Annotated in this window: 20 protein-coding genes; 5 read left to right on the plus strand and 15 right to left on the minus strand. The window is 72.4% G+C overall.

Features of this window, described 5'->3' with window-relative positions:
* Positions 1–66 precede the first annotated feature (66 nt).
* Both ACFWPA_RS04045 and ACFWPA_RS04050 read right to left on the minus strand, forming a co-directional pair.
* Positions 67–1,314, minus strand: coding sequence for a hypothetical protein (locus ACFWPA_RS04045; protein ID WP_378505762.1), 1,248 nt, complete (start codon positions 1,312–1,314; stop codon positions 67–69).
* A 7-nt stretch (positions 1,315–1,321) separates the two neighbouring features.
* Positions 1,322–2,281 (minus strand): NAD-dependent epimerase/dehydratase family protein, encoded by a 960-nt coding sequence (locus ACFWPA_RS04050; protein ID WP_378505763.1) that lies wholly within the window; start codon positions 2,279–2,281, stop codon positions 1,322–1,324.
* A 306-nt stretch (positions 2,282–2,587) separates the two neighbouring features.
* On the opposite strand from ACFWPA_RS04050, the gene ACFWPA_RS04055 reads away from it, so the two are divergent.
* Positions 2,588–3,478 carry a glycoside hydrolase family 16 protein gene (locus tag ACFWPA_RS04055; RefSeq protein WP_378505764.1) on the plus strand — a complete coding sequence of 297 codons (891 nt, stop codon included), beginning with the start codon at positions 2,588–2,590 and terminating at the stop codon, positions 3,476–3,478.
* Between the two features lie 25 nt (positions 3,479–3,503).
* Here the strand turns inward: ACFWPA_RS04055 and ACFWPA_RS04060 are convergent, their stop codons facing one another.
* The 3 genes from ACFWPA_RS04060 to ACFWPA_RS04070 all read right to left on the minus strand — a co-directional run bounded on the left by ACFWPA_RS04060 (position 3,504) and on the right by ACFWPA_RS04070 (position 7,434).
* Positions 3,504–4,913, minus strand: coding sequence for a class II fumarate hydratase (locus ACFWPA_RS04060; protein WP_378505765.1), 1,410 nt, complete (start codon positions 4,911–4,913; stop codon positions 3,504–3,506).
* A 94-nt stretch (positions 4,914–5,007) separates the two neighbouring features.
* Entirely contained in the window at positions 5,008–6,042 is a 1,035-nt protein-coding gene (gene glpX, locus ACFWPA_RS04065; protein WP_378505766.1) for a class II fructose-bisphosphatase, read from the minus strand.
* A gap of 114 nt (positions 6,043–6,156) precedes the next feature.
* Positions 6,157–7,434, minus strand: a complete 1,278-nt coding sequence (locus ACFWPA_RS04070; RefSeq protein ID WP_378505767.1) for a hypothetical protein — start codon at positions 7,432–7,434, stop codon at positions 6,157–6,159.
* Positions 7,435–7,531: 97 nt separating this feature from the next.
* Between ACFWPA_RS04070 and ACFWPA_RS04075 the strand changes: the two genes are divergently transcribed.
* Positions 7,532–8,101, plus strand: coding sequence for a DUF4245 domain-containing protein (locus ACFWPA_RS04075; protein WP_378505768.1), 570 nt, complete (start codon positions 7,532–7,534; stop codon positions 8,099–8,101).
* Here ACFWPA_RS04075 and ACFWPA_RS04080 read toward each other — a convergent pair.
* Genes ACFWPA_RS04080 through ACFWPA_RS04090 form a run of 3 tightly spaced genes read right to left on the minus strand, consistent with a single transcriptional unit; the run spans position 8,098 to position 10,177 of the window.
* Complete coding sequence (locus ACFWPA_RS04080) at positions 8,098–8,307, minus strand: exodeoxyribonuclease VII small subunit (protein ID WP_378505769.1); 210 nt, start codon at positions 8,305–8,307, stop codon at positions 8,098–8,100. The genes ACFWPA_RS04075 and ACFWPA_RS04080 overlap by 4 nt on opposite strands.
* Positions 8,304–9,590: an exodeoxyribonuclease VII large subunit gene (gene xseA / locus ACFWPA_RS04085; RefSeq protein WP_378505770.1), complete on the minus strand. Its 1,287-nt coding sequence runs from the start codon at positions 9,588–9,590 to the stop codon at positions 8,304–8,306. Before xseA ends, ACFWPA_RS04080 begins: the two co-directional genes overlap by 4 nt.
* Complete coding sequence (locus ACFWPA_RS04090) at positions 9,587–10,177, minus strand: lipid droplet-associated protein (RefSeq protein ID WP_378505771.1); 591 nt, start codon at positions 10,175–10,177, stop codon at positions 9,587–9,589. Before ACFWPA_RS04090 ends, xseA begins: the two co-directional genes overlap by 4 nt.
* Before the next feature lie 96 nt (positions 10,178–10,273).
* Here ACFWPA_RS04090 and ACFWPA_RS04095 point away from each other — a divergent pair, with 96 nt between their 5' ends.
* A complete protein-coding gene (locus ACFWPA_RS04095) occupies positions 10,274–11,278 on the plus strand; it encodes a 4-hydroxy-3-methylbut-2-enyl diphosphate reductase (protein ID WP_378505772.1) in 1,005 nt (334 codons plus the stop codon).
* Here ACFWPA_RS04095 and ACFWPA_RS04100 read toward each other — a convergent pair.
* Positions 11,269–12,252 carry a DUF6542 domain-containing protein gene (locus tag ACFWPA_RS04100; protein ID WP_378505773.1) on the minus strand — a complete coding sequence of 328 codons (984 nt, stop codon included), beginning with the start codon at positions 12,250–12,252 and terminating at the stop codon, positions 11,269–11,271. The genes ACFWPA_RS04095 and ACFWPA_RS04100 overlap by 10 nt on opposite strands.
* A gap of 118 nt (positions 12,253–12,370) precedes the next feature.
* Here ACFWPA_RS04100 and ACFWPA_RS04105 point away from each other — a divergent pair, with 118 nt between their 5' ends.
* Together ACFWPA_RS04105 and ACFWPA_RS04110 are read left to right on the plus strand one after the other, a co-directional pair.
* A complete protein-coding gene (locus ACFWPA_RS04105) occupies positions 12,371–13,564 on the plus strand; it encodes an exonuclease SbcCD subunit D (protein WP_378505774.1) in 1,194 nt (397 codons plus the stop codon).
* Positions 13,561–16,539: an AAA family ATPase gene (locus tag ACFWPA_RS04110; RefSeq protein WP_378505775.1), complete on the plus strand. Its 2,979-nt coding sequence runs from the start codon at positions 13,561–13,563 to the stop codon at positions 16,537–16,539. Before ACFWPA_RS04105 ends, ACFWPA_RS04110 begins: the two co-directional genes overlap by 4 nt.
* Before the next feature lie 33 nt (positions 16,540–16,572).
* Here ACFWPA_RS04110 and ACFWPA_RS04115 read toward each other — a convergent pair whose 3' ends face one another.
* The 6 genes from ACFWPA_RS04115 to ACFWPA_RS04140 all read right to left on the minus strand — a co-directional run bounded on the left by ACFWPA_RS04115 (position 16,573) and on the right by ACFWPA_RS04140 (position 24,010).
* Complete coding sequence (locus ACFWPA_RS04115) at positions 16,573–17,772, minus strand: AI-2E family transporter (RefSeq protein WP_378506037.1); 1,200 nt, start codon at positions 17,770–17,772, stop codon at positions 16,573–16,575.
* Positions 17,773–17,818: 46 nt separating this feature from the next.
* A complete protein-coding gene (locus tag ACFWPA_RS04120; RefSeq protein WP_378505776.1) occupies positions 17,819–18,322 on the minus strand; it encodes a methylated-DNA--[protein]-cysteine S-methyltransferase in 504 nt (167 codons plus the stop codon).
* Positions 18,319–19,797 carry a DNA-3-methyladenine glycosylase 2 family protein gene (locus ACFWPA_RS04125; protein ID WP_378505777.1) on the minus strand — a complete coding sequence of 493 codons (1,479 nt, stop codon included), beginning with the start codon at positions 19,795–19,797 and terminating at the stop codon, positions 18,319–18,321. The genes ACFWPA_RS04120 and ACFWPA_RS04125 overlap by 4 nt, the downstream gene beginning before the upstream one ends.
* A gap of 62 nt (positions 19,798–19,859) precedes the next feature.
* Positions 19,860–20,042, minus strand: coding sequence for a YbdD/YjiX family protein (locus tag ACFWPA_RS04130; RefSeq protein WP_378505778.1), 183 nt, complete (start codon positions 20,040–20,042; stop codon positions 19,860–19,862).
* Positions 20,042–22,342 carry a carbon starvation CstA family protein gene (locus ACFWPA_RS04135; protein WP_378505779.1) on the minus strand — a complete coding sequence of 767 codons (2,301 nt, stop codon included), beginning with the start codon at positions 22,340–22,342 and terminating at the stop codon, positions 20,042–20,044. The genes ACFWPA_RS04130 and ACFWPA_RS04135 overlap by 1 nt, the downstream gene beginning before the upstream one ends.
* A 90-nt stretch (positions 22,343–22,432) precedes the next feature.
* Entirely contained in the window at positions 22,433–24,010 is a 1,578-nt protein-coding gene (locus ACFWPA_RS04140) for an FMN-binding glutamate synthase family protein (RefSeq protein WP_378505780.1), read from the minus strand.
* Between the last annotated feature and the right edge of the window lie 114 nt (positions 24,011–24,124).

Consider the following 24,124-nt stretch of genomic DNA (forward strand, 5'->3'; position numbering starts at 1 on the left):
CGCGGCCACCCATCGTAGGGAAGGCTTGCCTATCTTACGGAACGGGGTTGCGGTCGCGGAATCGGGTCAGGTGAGCAGGGCGAGTGGATCGGTGACCGCCCGTGTCAGGCCTTCCTGGACCTGCGCGCGCGGGAAGACGTTGCCGTGGAACGAGGCCGACGCGATGACCGCGCCCTCGACGATCGCCCAGGTGACGGTGATGCCGTCGGGTCCGGTCGGATCGTTGTGCGCCGCGTAGAACGGCGCCGCGGTGTCCCGCCACGGAACGCGTCCGGTGCGGGGGACGACGCCAAGGCTGGAGAACAGCAGCCGGGCTCGGGGGTGGCGCGGGCGGTCCCACCGCGTGTCGGCCTGCCGTCCGGTGCGCAGGCCGACGCGGGTCCGGGCCGCGTTCAGTGCCAGGTTCGCCACCGGGCGACCCGACGCCGTCGCGCCCGCGCTGGCCCGGTGGATCCGGCGCGGGGTCGGTGCGCGGCCGAGGTCAAACTCCAGCCCGGACACGAAGTTGCCGAGCGGGACACGGCCCTTCGGTAGGTAGCGGCGGGCGTCGAGGGTCACGGTCACGACGTCGTCGATCTCGATGCCCGACGCGGCCAGCCCGCGGTGCAGCGCCGCCGCGATCACCGCGAACATCGACACGCTCGGGTCGTTGCCGTCCCGCCAGGCGCGCAGCCGCGCCACCGTCTCGGGCGGCATCGTCGCCGCGGCCCCCGAGCGGGCGGGGATCCACGGAATCGTCTCGGGCGGTGCCGATTCCGGGCGCCGGTGCAGTGCACTGCGCAACGCAAAGAGCCGTCGCGGGTCGGTCCCGTAGGTCCGCGCCGCTGCCGCCGCGATTCCGCTGCCGCGGCGACCCGACGGACGCCACACGTTCGGGTCGGTCGGGTCGATCGTCCCCAGGATCACGCCGTGCATCGCGAGCGCGAGGGCAACCTCGCCGAGGCCGTGACTGTGATCGGTGCGCAGGTAGTCGCCGGCGAGGATGATGCTCGTCGGACGCGGGCGATGGTCGTCGGGTTCGGGTGCGGGCGCGGCGGCGTCGGGCTCGGGGTCGTACAGGTCCATCGGTGAGCGCGGGGGCGCGACGCGCCGGACCGTGGGCCGGTGTGCGGCGGGGTCGAACGTCCACCGGTTCGACACCGGCGACGGGTGCAGACCCAGCCGGGCGTTGGGACCGACCGCGGCCATCGCGGCGAGGCGGTCGGCGACGACGTCGACCGGGGGCAGCTCGACGGGCCCGATGATCGCGGTGATCCGGGTGCGGCTGTGCATCACGTCCAGGTGGCCGACCCGGACGGTGGAACGGTCGGTCACGGACACCTCAGACGGCGACCGGTCGGCTCACGCCCAACTCGCGGAAATGGGCGACCGTGCGGGCGATGCCCTCGGCGAGCCCGACCGTGGGGTGCCAGCCGAGGATGCGGCACGCCTGGCCCGCGTCGAGCGCGGACCGCCGGACGTCGCCGGGACGCGCGGGTTTCCACAGGGGGTCCACCGTGGTGCCGGTGGCGCGGGCGACGAGGCGGTTGAGTTCCAGATCGCTCGTCTCCACGCCGGTGCCGATGTTGAACCGCAGACCCGACCCGGCGGACCCGGACGCGGCGACCATCGCCGAGACGACGTCGTCGACGTACACGTAGTCGCGGGTGTTGCCGCCATCGCCGAACAGGGTGGTCGGCCGGCCGGCGAGCATCTCGCGCGCGAAGATTGCCACCACTCCCGCCTCGCCGTACGGATCCTGACGCGGGCCGTAGACGTTGGCGGGGGCGATGTGGGAGCAGTCCAGGCCGTGCAGGACGCGGAAGCTGTCGAGGTAGTATTCGCCGCCGACCTTGCCCGCCGCGTACGGCGAGGCGGGCCGCACCGGAACCTGTTCGGAGACCGGGAGTGTCGCGGGGGCTCCGTAGATCGATCCGCCCGACGAGGTGAAGACGATCTTGCGGACCCCCGCGCGCACGGCCGCCGCGGCGACGCGGAGCGTGCCGATGACGTTGGTTTCGGCGTCCGCGACCGGGTCGGCGACGCTGCGCCGGACGTCGATCTGTGCGGCGAGGTGGAAGACCACCTCGGGCGCGAACGTCCCGAAGATGCGGTCGATGTCGTCGTGCCGGACGTCGAGGAGTTCGAGGTCGACGCCGTCGGCGGCGAGTGCGGCGGCGAGGTTGTGCTCCCGGCCGCGGCTCAGGTTGTCGACGACGAGTACCCGGTGGCCGTCACCGCGTAGCCGGTCGACCAGCGTCGACCCGATGAACCCGGCACCGCCGGTGACCACCACTCGCACAGGTTTGCCTTCCCTTACTTCTCCGATGTCGCTCGGGAGTCTAGGCGCACCGCGGCGACCGTGGGGGCGCCAGGGTCACCCGACTGCGCGGCCGCTCCCCGCATGTCTGGTCGCGCCTGCCCGGAAATTCGTAATGCACCGTGCTAGCGTCGGATTCGAGAACATTTCTCGGGCATCGCATGCGAACCACCCGCTCATCGCTCTTTGTCGTGAATGGGGAACCACATGGTTCGAAGTCGTGTGCGCGAAACCGGATCCATTCGAGAGGTCACCCGTACCCGTGCGCGGGCGTCGACATCGGGCCGGGTGACCCGGTGCCTGCTGTCCCTCGCCGTCGCCGCGGCGGCAGGCGCGGCCGTCGGCGTGCCGCAGGCGGGGGCCTTCCCCGGGTCCGTTGCCTCGCCGTCGCCCGGAACCGACGTCGCGACCCCCGCACCGACCGCGCCGTCGGGTGTTGCCGCACCCCGCGGTAATCGCCCTGGCTGGCGGCAGATTTTCGTCGACGACTTCACCAGGGACGCCGCGGTCGGAAGCTGGGCGAACGCCTGCGAGCCGGACCGCATCGTCTACACCGGGGCCGAGGGCCAGAAGTGGCGCACCTATCCCAGCTGCTATCTGGACACCTATCAGAAGCGGCCCTATCGACCGGACCAGGTGCTCAGCGTCGGGAACGGTGTGATGAATTTTCATCTGCGCCCGGTGAACGGGGTTCCGGCCGGTGCGAATCCGTCCCCGCTGATCGACGGGGCGAGCCAATATCAAACCTACGGCCGCTATTCCGCGCGATTCAAGGTCGATAATCCGAACCTGAACGAGTATTACGTCGCCTGGCTGCTGTGGCCGCAGTCCGAGCGGTGGCCGGCCGACGGCGAATTCGATTTCCCCGAGGGTGGCCTTGCCGGCACCGTCGGCGGCTTCCACCACTACTCCGGCGCCGGGTCGTGCGTCGGCGGGTGTCAGGACGTCGCCGCGGACATCGGCGCCCGGTTCACCGACTGGCACACGTACACGATCGAATGGTCGCCCGGCCGGATCCGCTACCTGCTCGACGACCGGGTGGTCCTCGACAGCACGGCCTGGGTGCCGTCGACGCCGATGCGCTGGCAGTTGCAGACCGAGACCAACGGCAACGGCACCAGCAACGGCAACCTGCTCGTCGACTGGGTGTCGGTGTGGGCGTACGACCCGGCCGCCTGACCGGAGCGGGTGGGCTGCCGGGGTGCTACCGCTGCGGCGGGACCTTCGCCATCGCGAGCACGTCGAGCCTGCGGTCCAGTTCCTCCTCGGACAGTCCGTCGCCGACCAGTCCGCGGTCGATGACCGTCTGCCGGATCGTCTTCCGCTCCCGCAGCGCCTCCTTCGCGACCGCGGCGGCCTCCTCATAGCCGATCGCCGAGTTCAGCGGCGTCACGATCGACGGGGACGACTCCGCGAGCCTACGCAGGTGCTCGGTGTTCGCGACCAGCCCCGCGACGCACCGGTCGGCGAACAGTCGGGACACGTTGGCCAGCAACCGGATCGACTCCAGAATGTTGCGGGCCATCACCGGGATGTACACGTTGAGCTCGAAGGCGCCGGCGGCGCCGCACCAGGCGACGGTCGCATCGTTGCCGACGACCTGCGCCGCGACCTGGGTGACCGCCTCCGGCAGAACCGGATTCACCTTGCCCGGCATGATCGAGCTGCCGGGCTGTAGATCCGGCAGGTGGAGTTCGCCGAGACCGGTCAGCGGACCCGAGCCCATCCAGCGGATGTCGTTGGCGATCTTCGTCAGCGACACCGCGATCGTGCGCAGCGCACCGGACGCCTCGACGAGGCCGTCCCGCGCCGCCTGCGCCTCGAAGCTGTTCCGGGCCGGGGACAGGGCGTCGATCCCGGTCGAGGTCACCAGCTGTGCAACGACCTTCGGGCCGAAGCCGTCCGGGGCATTGAGCCCGGTGCCGACGGCGGTGCCGCCGATCGGCAGCTCGCCGAGCCGGGGGAGAGCCGCAACGACCCGCTCGATGCCCGCCTCGACCTGGTGGGCATACCCGCCGAACTCCTGACCGAGGGTCACCGGGACCGCGTCCATCAGATGGGTGCGCCCCGACTTCACCACGGTCCGCCACTCGGTCGCCTTGTCCACCAGCGCCAGCCGGAGATGGTCGAGCGCCGGGATCAGCTCCCGGACCGCCGCCTCGGTCGCGGCAAGGTGGGTTGCGGTCGGGAAGGTGTCGTTCGATGACTGCGACATGTTGACGTGATCGTTCGGGTGGACGTCCACACCGTTCGCCAGGGCGATGGACGCGATCACCTCGTTCGCGTTCATGTTGGAGCTCGTCCCGGACCCGGTCTGGAACACGTCGATCGGGAACTGGTCGTCGTGGCGGCCGTCGGCGATCTCGGTCGCGGCGGCGACGATCGCGGCGGCCCGGCCGCCGTCGAGGAGCCCGAGGTCGTGGTTTACCTGCGCGCAGGCCGCCTTGAGCAGGCCGAGCGCCCGGATCTGCGCCCGCTCGAGACCGCGCCCCGAGATCGGGAAGTTCTCCACCGCGCGCTGGGTCTGGGCACGCCAGAGGGCGTCGACCGGAACCCGGACCTCGCCCATCGTGTCGTGCTCGATACGGAACCGCGGTTCGCTGTTCTCAGCCATGCCGCCAAGCTTGCCACCCAAGCGGCTCCGCCGCCTGTGAGTCCTTTTGGCCCCGGTAGGGGCCAAAAGGACTCACAGGCGCGCAGCGCCTACATCAGGGGAGGGGCGGGTTGGCGCCGTCGACGCCGTCGAAGTTGATCGACGAGAACTCGTGCAGCTTCTCGAGGCGGTGGTAGGCCTCGATCATCCGGACCGTGCCGGACTTCGACCGCATCACGATCGACTGCGTCGTCGCGCCGCCGCCGTAGTAGCGGACACCCTTGACCAGTTCGCCGTCGGTGACGCCGGTCGCGCAGAAGAAGATGTTCTCGCCGGTGACCAGTTCCTCGGTGCGCAGCACCCGGTCCAGGTCGTGGCCCGCGGCGATCGCCTTCGCGCGCTCCTCGTCGTCCTTCGGGGCCAGCCTGCCCTGCAGCGCGCCGCCCATGCAGCGCATTGCCGCTGCGGCGATGATGCCCTCGGGGGTGCCGCCGATGCCGAGCAGCATGTCGACCCCGGAATCCGGGCGGGCCGTTGCGATCGCGCCCGCGACGTCGCCGTCGGAGATCAGTCGGATCCGGGCACCGGTGTCCCGGATCTCGCGGATGATGTCGGCGTGCCGGGGACGGTCGAGGATCGTCACGGTGGTGTCGGAGACGGCGCGGTTCTTCGCCTTCGCGACCCGACGAATGTTCTCCGCGACGCCCGCCGCCAGGTCGATCACGTCGGCGGCCTCGGGGCCGACCGCGATCTTGTCCATGTAGAACACGGCCGACGGGTCGAACATGGCACCGCGCTCGGAGACCGCGAGCACCGCGATCGAGCCGGGCGCGCCCTTGCTCATCAGCGTGGTGCCGTCGATCGGGTCGACCGCGACGTCGCACAGCGGGCCGTCGCCGTTGCCGACCTCCTCGCCGTTGTACAGCATCGGGGCCTCGTCCTTCTCGCCCTCACCGATGACGACGACACCCTGCATCGAGACCGAGCTGACCATGTGGCGCATCGCGTCGACGGCGGCACCGTCGCCGCCCTCCTTGTCGCCCCGCCCGACCCAGCGGCCCGCGGCCATGGCCGCCGCCTCGGTCACCCGCACCAACTCGAGGGCGAGGTTGCGGTCCGGTGCCTCGCGGTGACTCGTGTTGGCCGTCATCGGCGGTGTCTCCTTGCTGGCGACGCGGGGGCCGCCCTGGTGTTCCGGCTGTGGCGCGAAGCAGATCGCGCCGCGCAATTATCTCATCCCGCGCCCGGATCGCCCCGCTCCGGTCTACGGCTCCCGGACCACCGACCATCCCGAGGTCAGGTCCCGAACCAGGGCGGGTGCGCGGGACACCATCCGCTGCCGGTCGGCGAACTCCGCGAACGGTTGCCCCAGCAGCGCGTCAACCTGCTCGGGTCGCTGCTCGGCCAGGCGCTGGTAGGCGGGCGCGGTGTCGTCGGCGATGTACCGCCACCGCGGGCCCCGGTCGGCCCAGTTGAAGTCGGGCAGCGGGGCCTGCACCCGGACGCCTGACCCGTCGGCCACCGTCGCGTGCGCGGTGAGCGGTGCGAAGACGCCCGGTGCTCGGGTGCCGGGAATCGACGGCTGCGCGGCGACGGTGGTCAGGTACGCGAGCACCCGGCCTGCGCCGTCCCGCCCGCGCGCGGTCGCGTCCCACTGGTCGGCGACGATCGTGTTCTGTTCACGGTCCGCCATCCGCAGCACCGCGTCCGCGCGCCCCGCGGGGGTGCCGGTCCGGATCGCGTCCCAGGCGGCCGCGGTGTTGTCGTCGAACAGCCCGGCCGCCCGCATCTCCTCGATCGCGGGGAATCCCCCGTTCAGGTACGCCTCGTGCATCGGCACCATGTCGAAGTAGATGTGCTTCTGCATCACCAGCAGCCGCCGCTGGTACCAGTCCAGGTCGTCGGCGGTGAGGGTGGGCGCGACGGTGGCGAGCGCCCGCACGTCCGCGGGCAGGCCGGCGGCGACGCCGACCGGCAGCGCGCCGACCGCAGCAGCGACCGCCTCGCCGATCCGGTGCACCGCCTCGACCGACAGCACGACCCGGCCCGTGTCGATGTCCAGGAAACCGGCGGTGAACGAGGCGCCTGCCATCCCGGCCATGCCCGCCCAGTTCAGTTCGTCGCGCTCCCGCTGGTACCTGCCGTAGTTCGCGTACACGCGGTTCACCAGGTCCGCGTTCGCCAGGAACCCGGTGCCGGGATCCCAGGCGCCGAGGTCGATGCCGGCGGCCTCGGCACCCCTGGCCAGCCAGTACTGGTGGAGCAGGGCCGCGTAGCGGGCGGGCGGAAGGCCGTCGGCTCGGGCCGCGTCGACCGCGGCATCGAGGGTTCGGGAGTCCGTGGGCAGTCTCGGATCCAGCCCGCCCGGCAACTCGGCGTCGGCGTTGGCCGGGACCAGATCGAGCAGGTCGTGGTAGCCGAGGTCGACCGCAGCGCGCGGGGCCGCGGCGGCGGGCAGCGCGGTCGCGGCGGCGGCGAGCGCCAGGCCGGCGCACGCCAGCACCAGACGATGCGGCCGGGGGAGTCGTCTGCGAAGGCTCATGGTCGGATAACCAATCACATGTATGTAACTTTGCGTAAGGGTTTCGTCGGTGGTCCCGATCGCCGCCACCGCGCGCTGTGCTGGGATACTCGACCACGTGGCTGGCAAGAAACCCCGGTATCTGCAGGACAATCGCGACATCATCTGGTCGCTGATTCCCCTCGCCCTGTTCGCGATCGTGATCGCGGCGGTCGCACAATCGTGTTCGTTCAGCCCTGGCGGCCCGACCGCCGGGCCGGTTCCGCAGTTCGACATCGACACCGCGTTGACGTTCGACGCCGCCGAACTGGGCTTCCCGGTCCGCAACCCCGCGGTGCCCGACTCCTGGCAGCCGAACTCCGGCAGCCGCGGCACGGTCAGCGGTGACGCGGGCGGCGACGTCAGCACCGTCGGCTACATCACCGACGCGGGCCGCTACGTGCAGCTCAGCCAGTCGAATGCCGCGGAGCAGGCCCTGGTGGAGTGGGTCGCGGGCGCACCACGGGCCGCGGCAGGCGCCGAGACCTTCGCGGGTACCTCCTGGGTGCAGTTCGCCGAGGAGGGCAGCGAACCGATCTGGGTGGCCGACCTCGCCGATGCCCGGGTCCTGATCACCGGCAGCGGCACCGCGGAGGAGTTCGGTGACCTGGCGACCGCGGTCGGCCAGGCCCAGCCGATCGATCCCTAGGAATCCTCGGTGTGCGCGAGGGCCTTCTCCACCCGGGCCCGCGCGCCCGCGAGGTGCTCCTCGCACCGGGTGGCGAGCGCCTCGCCGCGCTCCCACAGTGCCAGCGAGTGGTCGAGGTCGAGCCCACCCTGCTCGAGCAGCTTGACCACCTCCGCGAGCTGGTCGCGGGCGGCCTCATAGCCGAGTTCGGACACCGGTTCGTTCACTTCTGCTCTCCTGCCTTGTCCCTGCCCATCGTTGCCGCGATCACCGCGCCGTCCGCGACCCGCACCCGCAGCTGCGTCCCCGGCGGTGCGTCCTCGACCGACCTGAGCACCTCCGGATCCGATCCCGGCACCACCCGCTGCACCACCGCGTAGCCGCGGGCGAGGGTGGCGGCCGGGCCGAGGGTGGTCAACCGCGCCGCCATGTGCCCGAGGATGGTGCCCTGCCCGTCAACGAGCCACCGGATGTCCCGACGCGCCGCATCCCGGAGCCGGGTCACCTCCTCGGCCCGCCGATCCACGGCGGCCAGCGGGTCGGCCAGCACCGGCCTGCTGCGCAGGTCGGCGAGGGCGCGGGCCTCCCTCGCCACCCAGTTCCGCAGCGCGGCCGCGCCCCTGGCCCGGAACTCCGCGACCAGGGCCTGCTCGGCGGCCGCGTCGGGAACCACCCGCTTCGCCGCGTCGGTCGGTGTCGCCGCGCGCACGTCCGCGACCAGATCGCAGAGCGGGCTGTCCGGCTCGTGTCCGATCGCGCTGACCACCGGTGTGGTCGCTGCGGCGATCGCCCGGCACAGCGTTTCGTCGGAGAACGGCAGCAGGTCCTCGACGCTGCCGCCGCCGCGCGCGAGGACGATCACCTCGACGTCGGGGTCGGCGTCCAGTTCGGCGAGCGCGGCGACGATCTGCGCGGTCGCGGTCGGACCCTGGACGGCGGTGTTGCGGACGGCGAAGTTCACCGCGGGCCAGCGGGCCCCCGCGACGCTGAGCACATCCCGCTCGGCGGCGCTCGCCCGGCCGGTGATCAGCCCGATCGTGCGGGGCAGGAACGGCAGCGGGCGCTTGAGCCGCGGATCGAACAGGCCCTCCGCGGCGAGCAGGCCGCGGAGCCGTTCGATCCGGGCGAGCAGCTCCCCGATCCCGACGGGCCGGATCTCGGTCACCCGCAGCGAGACGGTGCCGCGCCCGGTGTAGAACGACAGTTTCCCGAACATCACCACGCGGGTGCCCTCGGTCAACGGGATCGGGCTGTCCCGGATCAGGTTCGGGGAGCAGGTCACCGACAGGGACATGTCCGCGGACGGGTCGCGGAGCACCAGGAACGCGGTCCTGGTGCCGGGCCGGACGTTGATCTGGGTGATCTGGCCCTCGACCCAGATGCTGCCGAGCCGGTCGATCCAGGCCGCGACCTTGGTCGACACCGATCGGACCGGCCATGGATTCTCCGCCGAGTTCGACGTCTGCGCGGACGGCCGGGCGGTCGACGGGGTGGGGCTGGCCGCGGTCACTTGGCGGTGGCGGAGGTGATCCGGTTGCCGAGCATCGTCTGGAACGGGGCCCGGCTCCGGGTGCCGTTCTCGTGGTCGAGCAGCGCGGTCAGTTCCTCCACGGACAGGGTCCGCAGCCGGGCCCGCAGCTGGGCGAGGGTGAGGTTGTCGTAGTCCAGGTAGTCGACGATCTCGGCGCGGTCGCCGTCCGCGGCCGCCGACGCGGCGCCGCCGGGCGCCGCATCGGCCGCTGGCGCGGGGGCCGGCTCCGCGGGCGACATCGAATACAGCTCGAACCGGCCCTGATTCGCAGGCGCGGACGGTGCGGGCCGCCCGGCGCCGTCGGACGCAGCGGCCGGTGCGGCGTCCTCGTCGAACGTCGCCCAGGTGGGCTGCTCCTCGGACTGCGGGAACAACCCGGCCAGCGCCTCGTCCCCCTTGATGGCGAGGGCGGTGACGGTCTGCTGCACCTGCATGCCCGTCTGCAGCATCGAGGAGATCGCGGTCATCGGCAGGGTGACCGCGGTGGTCGGAAGCTTCTGCACCTCTTCGACGAGGGTGACCGCGATGCCGGCAGCCACCCGGGCCGCGAATGGGGGACGGAACATGGTCCCAGGGTGCCCTACCGACGCGGCAATTGGTAGCCGGGCACGCCCCGCCCGGCTGGGCGGGTCGCGGCGGGCCGCCACCCGTACCCTGGAGGCATGTCATCTGCTGTCCCCCTGAATCTGGGAATCGCCGGCACCGGCACGTCGTCCACGGTGAGTGGCAAGCGGGTCCTGCTCGCCGAGCCGCGCGGCTACTGCGCGGGCGTCGATCGCGCGGTGGAAACGGTGGAGCGGTCGCTGGAGAAGCACGGCGCGCCGATCTACGTGCGCAAGGAGATCGTGCACAACCGGCACGTCGTCGACACCCTCTCCGAGCGCGGCGTGGTGTTCGTCGACGAGACCGACGAGGTGCCGGAGGGGTCGGTGCTGGTGTTCTCCGCGCACGGTGTCTCCCCGGCCGTGCACGAGGCGGCGGAGGCCCGCAGCCTGCACACCATCGACGCGACCTGCCCGCTGGTGACCAAGGTCCATCAGGAGGCGAAGCGGTTCGCCCGCGACGACTTCGACATCCTGCTGATCGGTCACGAGGGGCACGAGGAGGTCGAGGGCACCGCCGGTGAGGCGCCCGACCACGTGCAGTTGGTGGACGGCCCCGAGTCCGTGGACGCCGTCACGGTCCGGGACGAGAACAAGGTCATCTGGCTGTCCCAGACGACGCTGAGCGTCGACGAGACGATGGCGACGGTGGCCCGACTGCGGGAGAAGTTCCCGAAGCTGCAGGACCCGCCGAGCGACGACATCTGCTACGCCACCCAGAACCGGCAGGTCGCGGTCAAGGCGATGGCCCCGGAATGCGACCTCGTCATCGTCGTCGGGTCCCGGAACTCGTCGAACTCGGTGCGCCTCGTCGAGGTGGCGCTCGGTGCGGGGGCGACGGCGTCGTACCTGGTCGACTACGCCCGCGAGATCGACCCGACCTGGTTGGACGGGGTGCGCACGGTCGGCGTCACCTCCGGCGCGTCGGTGCCGGAAATCCTGGTCAGCGGCGTGCTCGACCTGCTCGCCGAGCACGGATTCGGTGACGTGCAGACGGTGACCACGGCGAACGAGACGCTGGTGTTCTCCCTGCCCCGCGAGCTGCGCAAGCCCGCTCAGCGGTAGCGGTACGGGGGGTCCTGCCTGGCGTCGTCCCGGTCCCGGTACCGCACCTGCGGGACCGGGTGCACGGGGACGTCCGGATCGGGTCGTTGGGCGCGGCGCTCGGCGTGCGGTGCCGGGCGCGGTCCCGGGAACGACGCGGTCGCCGGGGCGGTGTCGTGCCGGTATCCGGGTGCCCGGTCCGGCCTGACGTGCCGGTCCTGGTCGTGGGGTGGCACCCGGTCCCGGGGGCCCGCGTATGGCTGCGGGCGGTCGAAGGACTCGGTTCGTTCCTCCGAGGCCTCGTCGTGCCCGCCGCGGGCCGGGTAGCGGCCGGTCGGGAAGCTGCCCGTCGCATGGGCCGGGCGGACCGGATCCGCGGGCCGATCGGTGCCGCGACCCGGCCGTCGATCCCGTGTCGGGCGGGACCGCTGGTCCTCGGCGCGGTGCTCGTCGGGTTGACGGTCGTCGTCCACGTCGGCGGCGGGGCGGCGGTCCGGTGCCGTCCGCTTCGGCTCGGTCCGGCGCTCGCCGGTGCGTCGCGCAGGCCGGGCGACGACGCCGGCCGCCTGGTGCCGGATGTACATCCGGCCCGCCCCGACCGCGAGCACGACGAGCGTGGTCGTCAGCATCAGCGGGAACCGGTTGACCAGCGGGATCGCGACGTTGAACAGCAGATCCTTGATGCCGCCCCCGCCGGGGGTGAACTGCTGGTACGCGAGCGGCACCGCGACCACGAGGATCAGCGGGGGCTGGATCATCGCGGTGAACAGGCCGCGGTTGCGGACGGCGAGGACGGCGGCCAGGCAGCCGAGGAAGAAGAACACGGAGAAGGTCGCGGTCAGTTCGCTGCCGCGGACGGCGTCGATGACGATCCCGAGCAGGGCGGACGCGGCCGCGATCAGGACGGCGCCCCAGGCCGGCACGCCCGGGAGGGTGGGCAACGCCGATCGCTGCGCGAGCGGCACCCCGGATCGAGCGCGTTGGGTTGCAGACACGCCTAGACACTAGCGGCTCGTGGTCCGAACCCGGCGTCGGTGGGACCGCGTGTGGGAACGATCTCCGCCGCGACCCCGGCCGGGCGTCGATGTCGGTGCCCTCGTCTACGGTCGCCTCATGCGAATCCTGCACACCTCCGACTGGCACGTCGGCCGCACCTTCCACGGTGTGGACCTGCTGGCGGACCAGGCCGCGGCGCTCGCCGCGATCGCGGGGCTGGTTGCCGAGCACCGGGTGGAGGTGGTGGTGGTGCCCGGGGACGTCTATGACCGGGCCGTCCCCAGCGCGGACGCCGTCACGGTGTGCAACCGGGGATTCGAGGCAATCCGCGCCGCCGGTGCGGTGATCGTCGCGACGTCGGGGAACCACGACTCGCCCGCGCGGCTCGGTGCTGGCGCGGCGTTCGCGGCGGCCGGGGGTTTGCACCTGCTGACGCGGGTCGCCGACGTGGCGGCGCCGGTCCTGCTGAGCGACGAGCACGGGCCCGTCGCGTTCTACGGCATCCCCTACCTGGAACCGGAGACCACCCGCGCGGAGCTCGGGGTCCCGGCGGCGCGGACGCACGCCGACATCCTGGACGCGGCGATGGCCCGCGTCCGCGCGGATCTCGCTGCCCGCGCCGCGACCGGTGCCGCGGCCCGGTCGGTGGTGCTCGCGCACGCGTTCGTGGTCGGCGCGGAGGCGACGGGATCGGAGCGGTCGATCTCGGTCGGCGGGGTGGAGACGGTGTCCGCATCCGCGTTCGACGGGGTCGACTACGTCGCGTTGGGGCACCTGCACTCGCCGCAGACGTTGACGGACCGGGTGCGCTACTCCGGCTCGCCGCTGCCGTACTCGTTCGGGGAACGGTCGCACCGGAAGGCGGTGTGGATCGTCGACCTCGACGCCGACGGGCTCGCCGCGGTCGAGCGGCACGATCTTCCGGTGGTGCGCGGCCTGAGTCAGGTGACCGGCACCGTCGAGGACCTGCTCACCGACGACGCGTTCGCGGCGGCGACCGACGACTACGTCTCCGCCGTGCTCACCGACCGGGTGCGACCGGTCGATGCGATGCGGGTCCTGCGGGGACGGTTCCCGCACCTGGTCCACCTGGAATGGGTGAGACCGCAGGATGATTCGGACCTCAAGTACCGGGACAAGGTGCGCGGACGGACCGATCGGGAGATCGTTGCCAGCTTCCTGACCGACGTGCGCGCCGAGCCGACGCCCGGCGAGCTGCGCTGGGTGGAGCGGGCGCTCGGTGCCGCGGACCGGGAGGTCGACGGCCGGTCCTCCGGCGGCCACGACCGCGACGCGGAGTCCGTCGCGTGAGGCTGCACGACCTCGAGGTGACCGCATTCGGGCCGTTCGGGGACACCGTGACCGTCGACTTCGACGAACTCGGCGCGGACGGGCTGTTCCTGCTGCACGGGCAGACCGGCGCCGGCAAGACCACGATCCTCGACGCGGTCGCGTTCGCCCTGTACGGGCGGGTGCCCGGAGCCAGGCAGGAGGGCAAGCGACTGCTGTCCGATCACGCGGCACCGGGCACGCCGCCGCGGGTGGTGCTCGAGGCCACGATCGGCGGCAGGCGACTGCGGATCACCCGCAGCCCCGAATACCAGCGCCCGAAGCTGCGCGGCACCGGCACCACCAAGGAGAACGCCAAGGCCACCCTCGAGTGGCTCGACGGGCGCGGTGAGAACCTGACCCGTCTCGACGAGATCGGTGACGCGGTCGGCCGGCTGCTCGGGATGAGCGCGGACCAGTTCTTCCAGGTCGTCCTGCTCCCACAGGGCGACTTCGCGCGGTTCCTGCGGGCGGACACCGAGGAGCGGGGAGTGCTCCTGGAACGGCTGTTCGACACGGGCCGGTTCGCCACCGTCGAGGAGTGGTTCGCGGAGCGCAGACGCGAGGCGGAGGCGGCGGTGTCCGGCACCAAGACGACGGTCGACCGGATCGCGGCGCAGGTGTCGGCGGCGGCGGGCATCGAGGCGGGAGCCGACGCCGATCCGGTGGCGTGGGCGGGCAGGCTGGTCGACGAGTCGCGGGAGGCCGCGGACGCCGCCTCCACCGTGTTGGCGACCGCGCGGGCGACGGCGGAGCGAACCGAGCACGCCCTTGGCCGCGCCAGGGAGGTGCGGCAGTCGCAGGACCGCGCGGCCCGGGCCAAGGCCCGGCTCGCCGAGCTCGCTACCGGGCAGTCGGCGCGGGAGCTGCTCGCCGCGGAACGGGACCGGGCGGTCCGCGCGGTGCCGGTGGCGACCGCGGAGGAGCTCGCGGTGGCTGCCGCGGGCGTCGCGGGTCGGGAACGGGCCCGCACCGAGGACCTCGCCAGCGTCGTGCGGCGGGAGCCGGAGGGCGCGGCGCTGCTCGAGCGGGTCAGTTGGCCTGCGGCGCCGGACGACGCGCAGGTGTTGGCCGCGGCGGTGCGGGGCTGGAGTGCCGAGGTCGCACGGCTCGGTGAGCTGATCCGACGGGACGAACAGCGCCGATCGGCGCGGCGGGACCAGGACGCCGCACACGTCCGACGCGACGAACTGATCACGGCCACAGCCACTCTCGAGTCGAGGCGAGCCGAGATTCCCGCCGAGGTGGAGCGGGCCGACGCGGAGCTGATGCGGGCCCGTGCCGCCGCGGCGTCGCTGCCCGCCCTCACGACGCAGTGCGAGGCGACCCGGGAACGCCTCACCGCGGCACGGGAACTCGGCCGGGTGCGGGCCCGGCGCGCCGCGGCCGCCGACCGGCATCGGCGGGCCCGCGACACCCACCTGGATGCGCGTGAGGTGCTGGCGACGGTGCGCGAGCAGCGGATCGCGGGGATGGCCGCGGAACTGGCGGCCGGACTCGCGACCGCGGCGCCCTGCCCGGTGTGCGGCTCCGACGAGCATCCGACACCCGCCCGTCCGGCCGCGGATGCCGTGTCCAAGTCCGACGAGGACGACGCCCGCGTGGTCGAGCAGACCCGCGCCGGGGAACTCGAGGCCGCGACCGCCGCGCTGGCCGACCTGGATCGCACGGCGGGGGTGCTCGCCGACCGGGTCGGGGACGCCGACGCGGACGCGCTGGCCGCCGCAGCGACCGCGGCGGACGCGGCGCGGTCCGCGGCCGAGGCAACGGCGGCCACCCTGGCGACGGCGGAGGCGGCGGTGGCGCGGCTGCGCGCGGAGAGCGAGGACCTGGCGGCCCGGGCGCAGCGGCTGTCCGCCGATCTCGCGGCACTGGAACAGCGGATCGCGGACGGTGCGGCGCGGCTCGCCGAGCTGGACCGGGCCGTCGAGGACGCGATCGGCGGCGAGTCCGACCTGCAGGCCAGGCACGACCGCCTCGGGGCACTCGCCGACGCGGCCACCGCACTGCGAGACCAGCGTGCCGCCGCGGCGAGCGCCGCGGTCGCGGCGGCGGACGCGGCGGATCGGGCCGCACGGGCGTCCTCCGACGCGGGGTTCGTGGACCTGCCCGACGCCCGGTCGGCGGCGCGGACCGGGGAGCGGATCGCGGAGATCGACGCAATTCTCGCCGCCGCGGCCGAGGAACGGCTGCTGTCCGAGGCAGTCCTCGCCGATCCGGCGGTGGTTGAGGCGGTCCGCCTCGGTCCCGCGGATGTGCCCGCCGCGGAGGCCGCGGACGCGGCAGCCAGGGAGGGCAGGGACGCGGCAGCCGCGGCGGCGACCACCGCGGACGCCCGCGCCGCGAAGGTCGAACACTATGCGCTGGCCCTGACCGACGAGGTCGCCGCGCTCGGCCCCGCGCTGCGCCGGTACGAGGAACTGGCCGCGCTGGCCGAGGTCATCGCCGGCCGCGGGCAGAACGCGCGCAAGATGTCGCTGCGCTCGTACGTCCTCGCCGCCCGGCTCGAGGAGGTCGCGCTGTCGGCGTCGGTGCGACTGCGCCGAATGTCCGGTGGCCGTTACGAGTTCGTGCACGAGGACGGCGCGGGCCCGCGCGGCAAGCGGGGCGGTCTCGGCCTCGACATCCGGGACGACTACACCGGCGTGGTGCGCTCCGCGAAGACCCTCTCCGGCGGCGAGTCGTTCCTGGCGTCACTGGCATTGGCGCTCGGCCTGGCGGACGTCGTCGCCGCCGAATCCGGGGGCCTCGTCCTGGACACCATGTTCATCGACGAGGGGTTCGGCACCCTCGACGCGGACACCCTCGAGGCGGTGATGGGGGTGCTCGACGAACTGCGTGAGGGTGGCCGGGTCGTCGGGATCGTCAGCCACGTCGACGAGATGCGGCAGCGGATCCCGAGCCGGCTGCACGTGCTGCGCGGCCGGGCCGGATCCACCCTGGAGGTCGTCGCGTAGCGCGGCCCGCGCGCATCGCCGTCGGGATAGCCGCTACCGCGGATCCGCCACCACCGGGCGCGGGTCGCCCGCCGGACCCGGTTCGTCGCCCTCCGCATCCCGCGGCGCGGCGGGGCGATCGGGCGCGGGGTCACCGTCGTCGAGCTTCCGGTCGACCTGTTCACCGATGTAGCGGATCACCACCGCGACGCACGCGGCGACCGGGACCGCGAGGAACGCGCCGACGATGCCGTACAGGGAGCTGCCCCCGGTCACCGCGAGCAGCACGATCGCGGCGTGCAGGTTCATGCTGCGGGACTGCAGCACCGGTTGCAGGACGTTGCCCTCCAGCTGCTGCACCGCGAGCACGATGAGCAGGACGATCAGGGCGGTGGTCCAGCCCTTCGCGACCAGCGCGACGAGCACGGCCAGCGCGCCGGCGACGAACGCGCCGACGATCGGGATGAAGCCGCCGAGGAAGGTCAGCACCGCGAGCACCGGTGCCAGCGGGACCCCGAGGACCACCAACCCGAGGCCGATGAAGAACGCGTCGACGAAGCTGACCAGCGCCTGCGTCCGGATGAAGCCGCCGAGGGTGTCCCACACCCGCACCGCGACCGCCTCGAAGTGCCTGCCCGCGCGGCCGCCGCTCACCGAGTGCAGCCACGGCAGGAACCGGGGCCCGTCCTTGATGAAGAAGAACGTCAGCACCAGCACCAGGAACAGGGCGATCAGCATCGACGCGGTCGCGCTGACGCCGCTGAACACGCCGGTCGCGATGGACTGGGCGCTCTCCTGGATCTTCGTGATGACCGCCTGCACCGCGGAGTCGATCTGGTCGTCGCCCAGGTTGAACGGCGGGCCCTTGACCCACTCCTGCACCTGCCGCAGCCCGTCGCTGGCCTTGTTCGCCAGTTCCGGGGCCTGGTCGACGACGGACGGCACGATCAACGCGACGATGCCCGCGAAGACGGCGATGAACCCGGCGAGGGTGATCCCGGCCGCGGCGGCGGGCGGGATGCCGCGGCGCACCATCCCCCGGGTCGGGGGCCACAGCACCGTGGACACCACGATCGCCATCAGCACCGGCAGCACCACCACCCACAGCTGGCCGAGCACCGCCCACACCACCCACGCGCCCGCGGCGATCGCGACCAGGCACAGCGACCACTTGGCAAGCCACAGGCCGCCAGCGCCGATCACCTCACCGCGGTCGCGGAACCGGTGCCGCCGCGGCGTCGGGCCGGTGGTGATGGGCGTCTCGCTGACGGTCGGTTCGTCCTGGGGCACGCGGCCGAATCTACCCCGCGGTCCGCTCGTGGGAGAGGAGCCAGCGCTTCGTCGGCAATCCCCAGCGGAAGCCGCCGAGCCCGCCGCCGACCCGGATCACCCGGTGGCAGGGCACGAACAGGGCTGCGGCGTTGCGGGCGCACGCGGACGCCGCGCCGCGGACGGCGGCCGGTCGGCCTGCGAGCGCGGCGAACTCGGTGTAGGTCACCGGATCGCCGGCGGGCACCTTCCGCAGCACCCGCCACGCCGACTCGAGGAACTCGCCCGACCGCTGCGCGACGGGGATCGGGTCGATCGCGGTCAGGTCGCCCGCGTGGTAGTCGGCAACGGCTCGGGTGACCGGCCCGAGGTCGGGGCGGGCTGCGGTGCCGGGTGGGCGCAGCGCCGGGTGGATCAGGGCAAGGAGGGTGTCCGCGTCGTCGGTCCACCCGGAGGCGAGGACCGCGCCGTCCCCGTCGACGATGGCGGTGAACGGTCCGGCCGGGGTGGTCACGGTGCTGTGTGCGGCGGTCATCGGGGGTCCTTCGGGTCGAGGGTCGGGGTGGTCGGGATGCTGCCGCGGGCCGTGAGCGCGGTGCGCCACAGGTGCATCGACGCGTACGAGCGCCACGGCGCCCACCGGTCCGGCACGGTGAGCGGAATGCCGAGGGCCGCAGCGCCGCGGCGGACGACGAGGTCGGTGTCGAGCAGCACGTCGGGGTCGGCGAGGGTGCGCATGGTGACGTAGTCGGCGGTCCACGGCCCGATGCCCCGGTGGGAGAGCAGGTCCGCGCGCAGGTCGGCCGCGGTGCGACCGCCGTGCAATGACAGTGATCCGTCCGCGAGCGCGCCAGCCACCGCGACGATCGCGTCGACCCGGGAGGCGGGCCCGGTGAGTATCTCGCGTCCCCGTTCGGCGACCGCGGCCGCGGTGGGCCAGGCGTGCGTCAGGTGCGGGTCGGTGATCGGCTCGCCGAGTTCGGTCACCAGCCTTGCGGTGTGGGTCGCCGCGGCCGCGACCGAGATCTGCTGCCCGATCATGGTGCGCAGCAGCAGTTCTCCCGGGTCGATGCAGCCGGGCACCCGGATCCCCGGTGCGGCGGCGACCGCCCCGGCGAGCCCGGGGTCGCCGCCGAGGGCGTCGTCGACGGCCCGCGGGTCCGCGTCCAGGTCGAGCAGGTGCCGGAGCCGGGCGACGGCGGGGGCGAGGTCGCGCATGTCGCGCAGCGTCAGGTCGGCGCGGACGTGGCCGTCGCGGAACCGCACCGCGGCCACCCCCACGTCGTGCGGCAGTCGCAGCACCCGTCGGTACTTGCCGCCGGACCACGACTCCAGGCCCGCCGCCGCGTGCCCGGACAGGAACCAGGCCATCCAGTGTCGGTCGAGCGGCGGGCGGTACGGCAACCGCAGCGACACGCTGCCCGCCGGTGCCGGTGCCGATCCGCGGCGGGCGGCGTCCGCCCGCATCCTGGTCGGGGTCGCGGCGAATACCTCCCGGATGGTGTCGTTGAACTGCCGGATGCTGGCGAAGCCCGCCGCAAACGCGATGTCGGACATCGGGATCGCGGTGGTCTCGATCAGCAGGCGCGCGGTGTGGGCGCGGTGGGCCCGCGCCAGCGCGAGCGGGCCCGCGCCGAGTTCGGCGGTCAGGGTCCGGGTGAGCTGGCGGGACGAGTACCCGAGGGCGGCGGACAGTCCGGTGACGCCGTCCCGTTCGACGGCGCCGTCGCCGATCAGTCGCATCGCGCGGGCGGCGAGGTCGGAGCGGACGTTCCACTGCGGTGAGCCGGGGGCGGCGTCGGGCCTGCAGCGGCGGCACGCGCGGTACCCGGCCTGCTGGGCGGCTGCGGCGGTGGGCAGGAAGGTGACGTTCGCCCGCTTCGGGGTGATCGCCGGGCAGGACGGCCTGCAGTAGATCCCGGTGGTGCGGACGGCGGTGTAGAACTGTCCGTCGAAGCGCGGGTCCCGCGACGAGACGGCCCGGTAGCACCGGTCGAAGTCGAGGTTCATGGCTCCAGCGTGGCAGTCCGACCCGCCCCCGCGCTAGCGGAAATCGGCCGTCACGGCTGGCGTCAGCAGCAGCGGGCGCCCGGGTTCCGGTCGGCGGCGGCGTGCCGCTCGCGCCAGTACTCGCGCTCGGTGGGGACCGGTGCGCCCGGATGCGCGCGCCGCCGGTGCGCGACGAACCGCTGGTAGTCGTGGTCGCCCATCAGCGACGTGATCCACCACAGCACGCCGCGCCCCAGCCCGCGCATCAGTGGTGTCCCGTCGTGTGCGCCGCGCCGGGGGCTCGGACCTTGCCCTCCGCGATGAGCGTGTCCCACTCCTGCTGGATCTGCCGCTCGGCCCTGGTCGGGACGAAGCCGGCAGGACCGAAGATCGTCGACGGCACCGCGGGCGCCTCGGTGTCGGGCAGTCCGCCCGCCCGATACGCCCTGATGCACACGAGCAGTCCGACGACCGCGACGATCAGCACCAGCACCGCGAACACGATCGACAGCGTGCCCTGGATGAAGGTGTTGCGGATGACGGCGTCGATCGCCTCCGGGGACTTCGCGGTACCGAAGGAGGTCTGGCCCGCGTCCCGTGCCTCCCGGAACGCGTTGTACTGCGCCCAGTACCCGATCGCGGGGACGTCGGAGAAGATCTTCTGCCAGGACGCGGTCATCGTGACCACCAGGTCCCACACCAGCGGTATCGCCGGGATCCACGCCCACCGGAACAGGCCCTTCTTCATCACCACGACAAGGACGACGGTCAACGCGATCGCGGCGAGCAACTGGTTCGCGATGCCGAAGAGCGGGAACAGGGTGTTGATGCCGCCGAGCGGGTCGGTCACGCCCATCAGCAGCACCCCGCCCCACAGGCCGACGACGATCGCCGAGCACAGCCAGGCGCCGGGACGCCAGGACGGGTCCTTGAACCGCCGCGCCGCGCCGCCGAAGTTACCGAGCGAGTCGGAGAGCATGAACCGGGCGACGCGGGTGCCCGCGTCGACGGTGGTGAGGATGAACAGCGCCTCGAACATGATCGCGAAGTGGTACCAGAACGACTTCAACGATTCGCCGCCGATCACCTGGTGCATCACCTCGGACATGCCGAACGCGAGGGTGGGGGCGCCGCCGGTGCGGGAAACGATCGACTCCTCGCCGACGGCCTCGGCTGCCGCGTTCAGCTGCGCCGCGGTGATGTCGTTGCCGGGGAGCCCGAGGCCGTTGAGGTAGTCGGGTGCGGACTCGGCGGTGCCGCCGGTGAGGGCGGCGGGGGCGTTCAGCGCGAAGTACAGGTGCTGGTCGAGGATGCAGGCGGTGACCAGCGCCATGATCGCAACGAACGACTCGGTGAGCATGCCGCCGTACCCGATCATCCGGGTCTGCCGCTCCTTCTCCAGCAGCTTCGGGGTGGTGCCGGACGAGATCAGGGCATGGAACCCGGACAGTGCGCCGCAGGCGATCGTGATGAACAGGAACGGGAACAGCGATCCCGCGAACGCAGGCCCCTCGCCGTTCTTCGCGAACTCGGTCATCGCCGGCATCTGGATCGCGGGCTGCGCCACCAGGATTCCGGCGGCGAGCAGCGCGATGGTGCCGATCTTCATGAACGTCGACAGGTAGTCGCGGGGGGCGAGCAGCAGCCACACGGGCAGCACCGAGGCGGCGAAGCCGTAGGCGATCATCAACCAGGCGATGGTGACCTTGGACAGGGTGAACCAGTCCGTTCCCCACTCGGTGTCGGCGACCCAGCCGCCGCCGATGATGGCCAGCAGCAGCAGGACCACCCCGATCAGCGACACCTCGGACACCTTCCCCGGGCGCAGGTAGCGGAGGTAGACGCCCATGAACAGGGCGATCGGGATGGTCATCGCGATCGAGAACACGCCCCACGGGCTCTCGGCGAGCGCATTGACCACCACCAGTGCCAGCACCGCGATGATGATGATCATGATGACGAAGACGCCGATCAGGGCGGCGACGCCGCCGACCACGCCGAGTTCCTCGCGGGCCATCTGACCGAGGCTGCGGCCGCGGCGGCGCGACGAGATCCACAGCACGAGGAAGTCCTGCACCGCGCCAGCGAAAACGACACCGATGATGATCCACATGGTGCCGGGCAGGTACCCCATCTGCGCGGCAAGCACCGGACCGACGAGCGGACCCGCCCCGGCGATCGCGGCGAAGTGGTGGCCGAACAGCACCCGACGGTCCGTCGGCATGTAGTCCTTGCCGTTCTCGAGCACCTCCGCCGTCGTCGCGCGGTCGTCGCGGGGCTTGACGATCCGGTTCTCGATCAGCCGGGCATAGAACCGGTACGCGATCAGGTACGTGCACACCGCGGCGATCACGAACCACACCGAGTTCACCGACTCGCCGCGGACGATCGCGATCATCGACCAGGCGACCGCGCCGAGCACGCCGATCGCGGCGAAGATCAGCTTCTTCGCCGGGGTGATCGGGGTCCGGTCGACGACGCCGACCGGCGGAAGCGCCGGGTCGGTGTACAGGTACTCGACGTTCGGGTCGGCGCTCGGGGTGCCGGGACTCGTTGCCGTCGTCATGGCGGGCCTCCCTCCGGGAGCGGATGTGTCCCGCCTCACATTAGGGGTCGGGTGCCGCCGCCGCCCGGTGGAGAAACCGACCGCGGGACCTCAGAATCGGTCGGGGCCCGCGTCGATCCAGTCGGTGCGCCAGCTCTGCGGGGGATCGTCGAGCAGCTCCCCGTCCTGCAGCCATTCGTACAGTTCGGCGTACGTCTTCGTGGTGTGCGCGTCGACCCGCCGGTTCAGCATCGACGGCCGCAGCTCGTGGAACCCGTCCAGGCCCATCGACGCCACCATCTGCGCCGCGCTGGCCACCGTCGACCGCTGGAAGTTGCGCACCCGGGTCGCCTTGTCCGCCACCACCAACGCCCGGACCCGCGCCGGATCCTGCGTGGTGACACCGACCGGGCAGTGGTTGGTGTGGCAGGCCTGTGCCTGGATGCAGCCGACCGCGAACATCATCGCGCGGGCCGCCATCGTGAAGTCGGCGCCCTGGATGATCCGCTTGACGATGTCGCTGCCGCTGGCGACCTTCCCGGACGCGCCGATCCGGATGCGGTCCCGCAGCCCGGTGCCGACCAGCGCGTTGTGCACCAGCATCAGGCCCTCGGTCAGCGGCATGCCCATGTGGTCCTCGAATTCGACCGGCGCCGCGCCCGTTCCGCCCTCCGACCCGTCCACGATGATGAAGTCCGGGGCGATGTCGCGGTCGAGCATCGCCTTGCAGATCGACAGGAACTCGGTGCGGGCCCCGACGCACAGCTTGAACCCGACCGGTTTGCCGCCGGACAGGGTGCGCAGGGTGGTGATGAAGTCGACCAGTTCGGTCGGGGTGCCGAACGCGGTGTGCGCGGGCGGCGAGACGACCGTGCGGCCGATCGGGACACCGCGGGCCTCCGCGATCTCCGCGGACACCTTCGCGCCGGGAAGGACGCCGCCGAGGCCGGGTTTCGCGCCCTGCGACAACTTGATCGAGATCGCCTTGACCTGCGGGTCGACCGCCTTCGCGGCGAACGCCTCCGGGTCGAAGTCGCCGTCGGGGGTGCGGCAGCCGAAGTAGCCGGACCCGATCTCCCAGATCAGGTCGCCGCCGTGCTTGCGGTGGTGGGTGCTGATCCCGCCCTCCCCGGTGTCGTGCGCGAAGCCGCCGCGGGCCGCGCCCGCATTCATCGCCTCGACCGCGTTCCCGGACAGCGACCCAAAGCTCATCGCCGAAACATTCAGCAGCGCAATGTCGTAGGGCCGGGTGCAGTGCGGCCCGCCGATCCGGACCGTCGGCGCGAGTTCGGTGGCGTGCCGGGCGCGCAGCGAATGGGTCATGAACTCGTAGCCCGGTGCGTGCACGTCCCGTTCGGTGCCGAACGGTTCGTCGTCCTTGGTTCCCTTCGCCCGCTCGTACACCAGGTCCCTGGTCTCCCGGTCGAACGGCTTGCCGTCCGTGGCGGATTCGATGAAGTACTGCTGGATCTCCGGGCGGATCTTCTCCATCAGGAAGCGGGCATGCCCAAGCACCGGATAGTTCCGCAGAATGCTGTGCCGCGGTTGCAGCAGGTCCCACGTCCCGACCAGCGCGAGGGCAAGCAGGACGGCCGCCGGGATCCACCACCCCCACCCGGCGGCGACGGCGGCCGCCGCCAGCGCGATCCCGGCCACCCACAGTCCGGCGACGATCAGGCTCCTCGTCATCCACGTTCCTCCCACGCGTGCACGTCATTGGTGACACCGATGGTGGCACCGTCCGGCCGGTCCGGGCGTCGACGCCACGCCGCGGGTGTCGGGAGAACCGTCCTAGGGTGTGCG

The organism is Rhodococcus sp. NPDC058505 (genome assembly GCF_042720095.1).
GTDB lineage: Bacteria > Actinomycetota > Actinomycetes > Mycobacteriales > Mycobacteriaceae > Rhodococcus_G.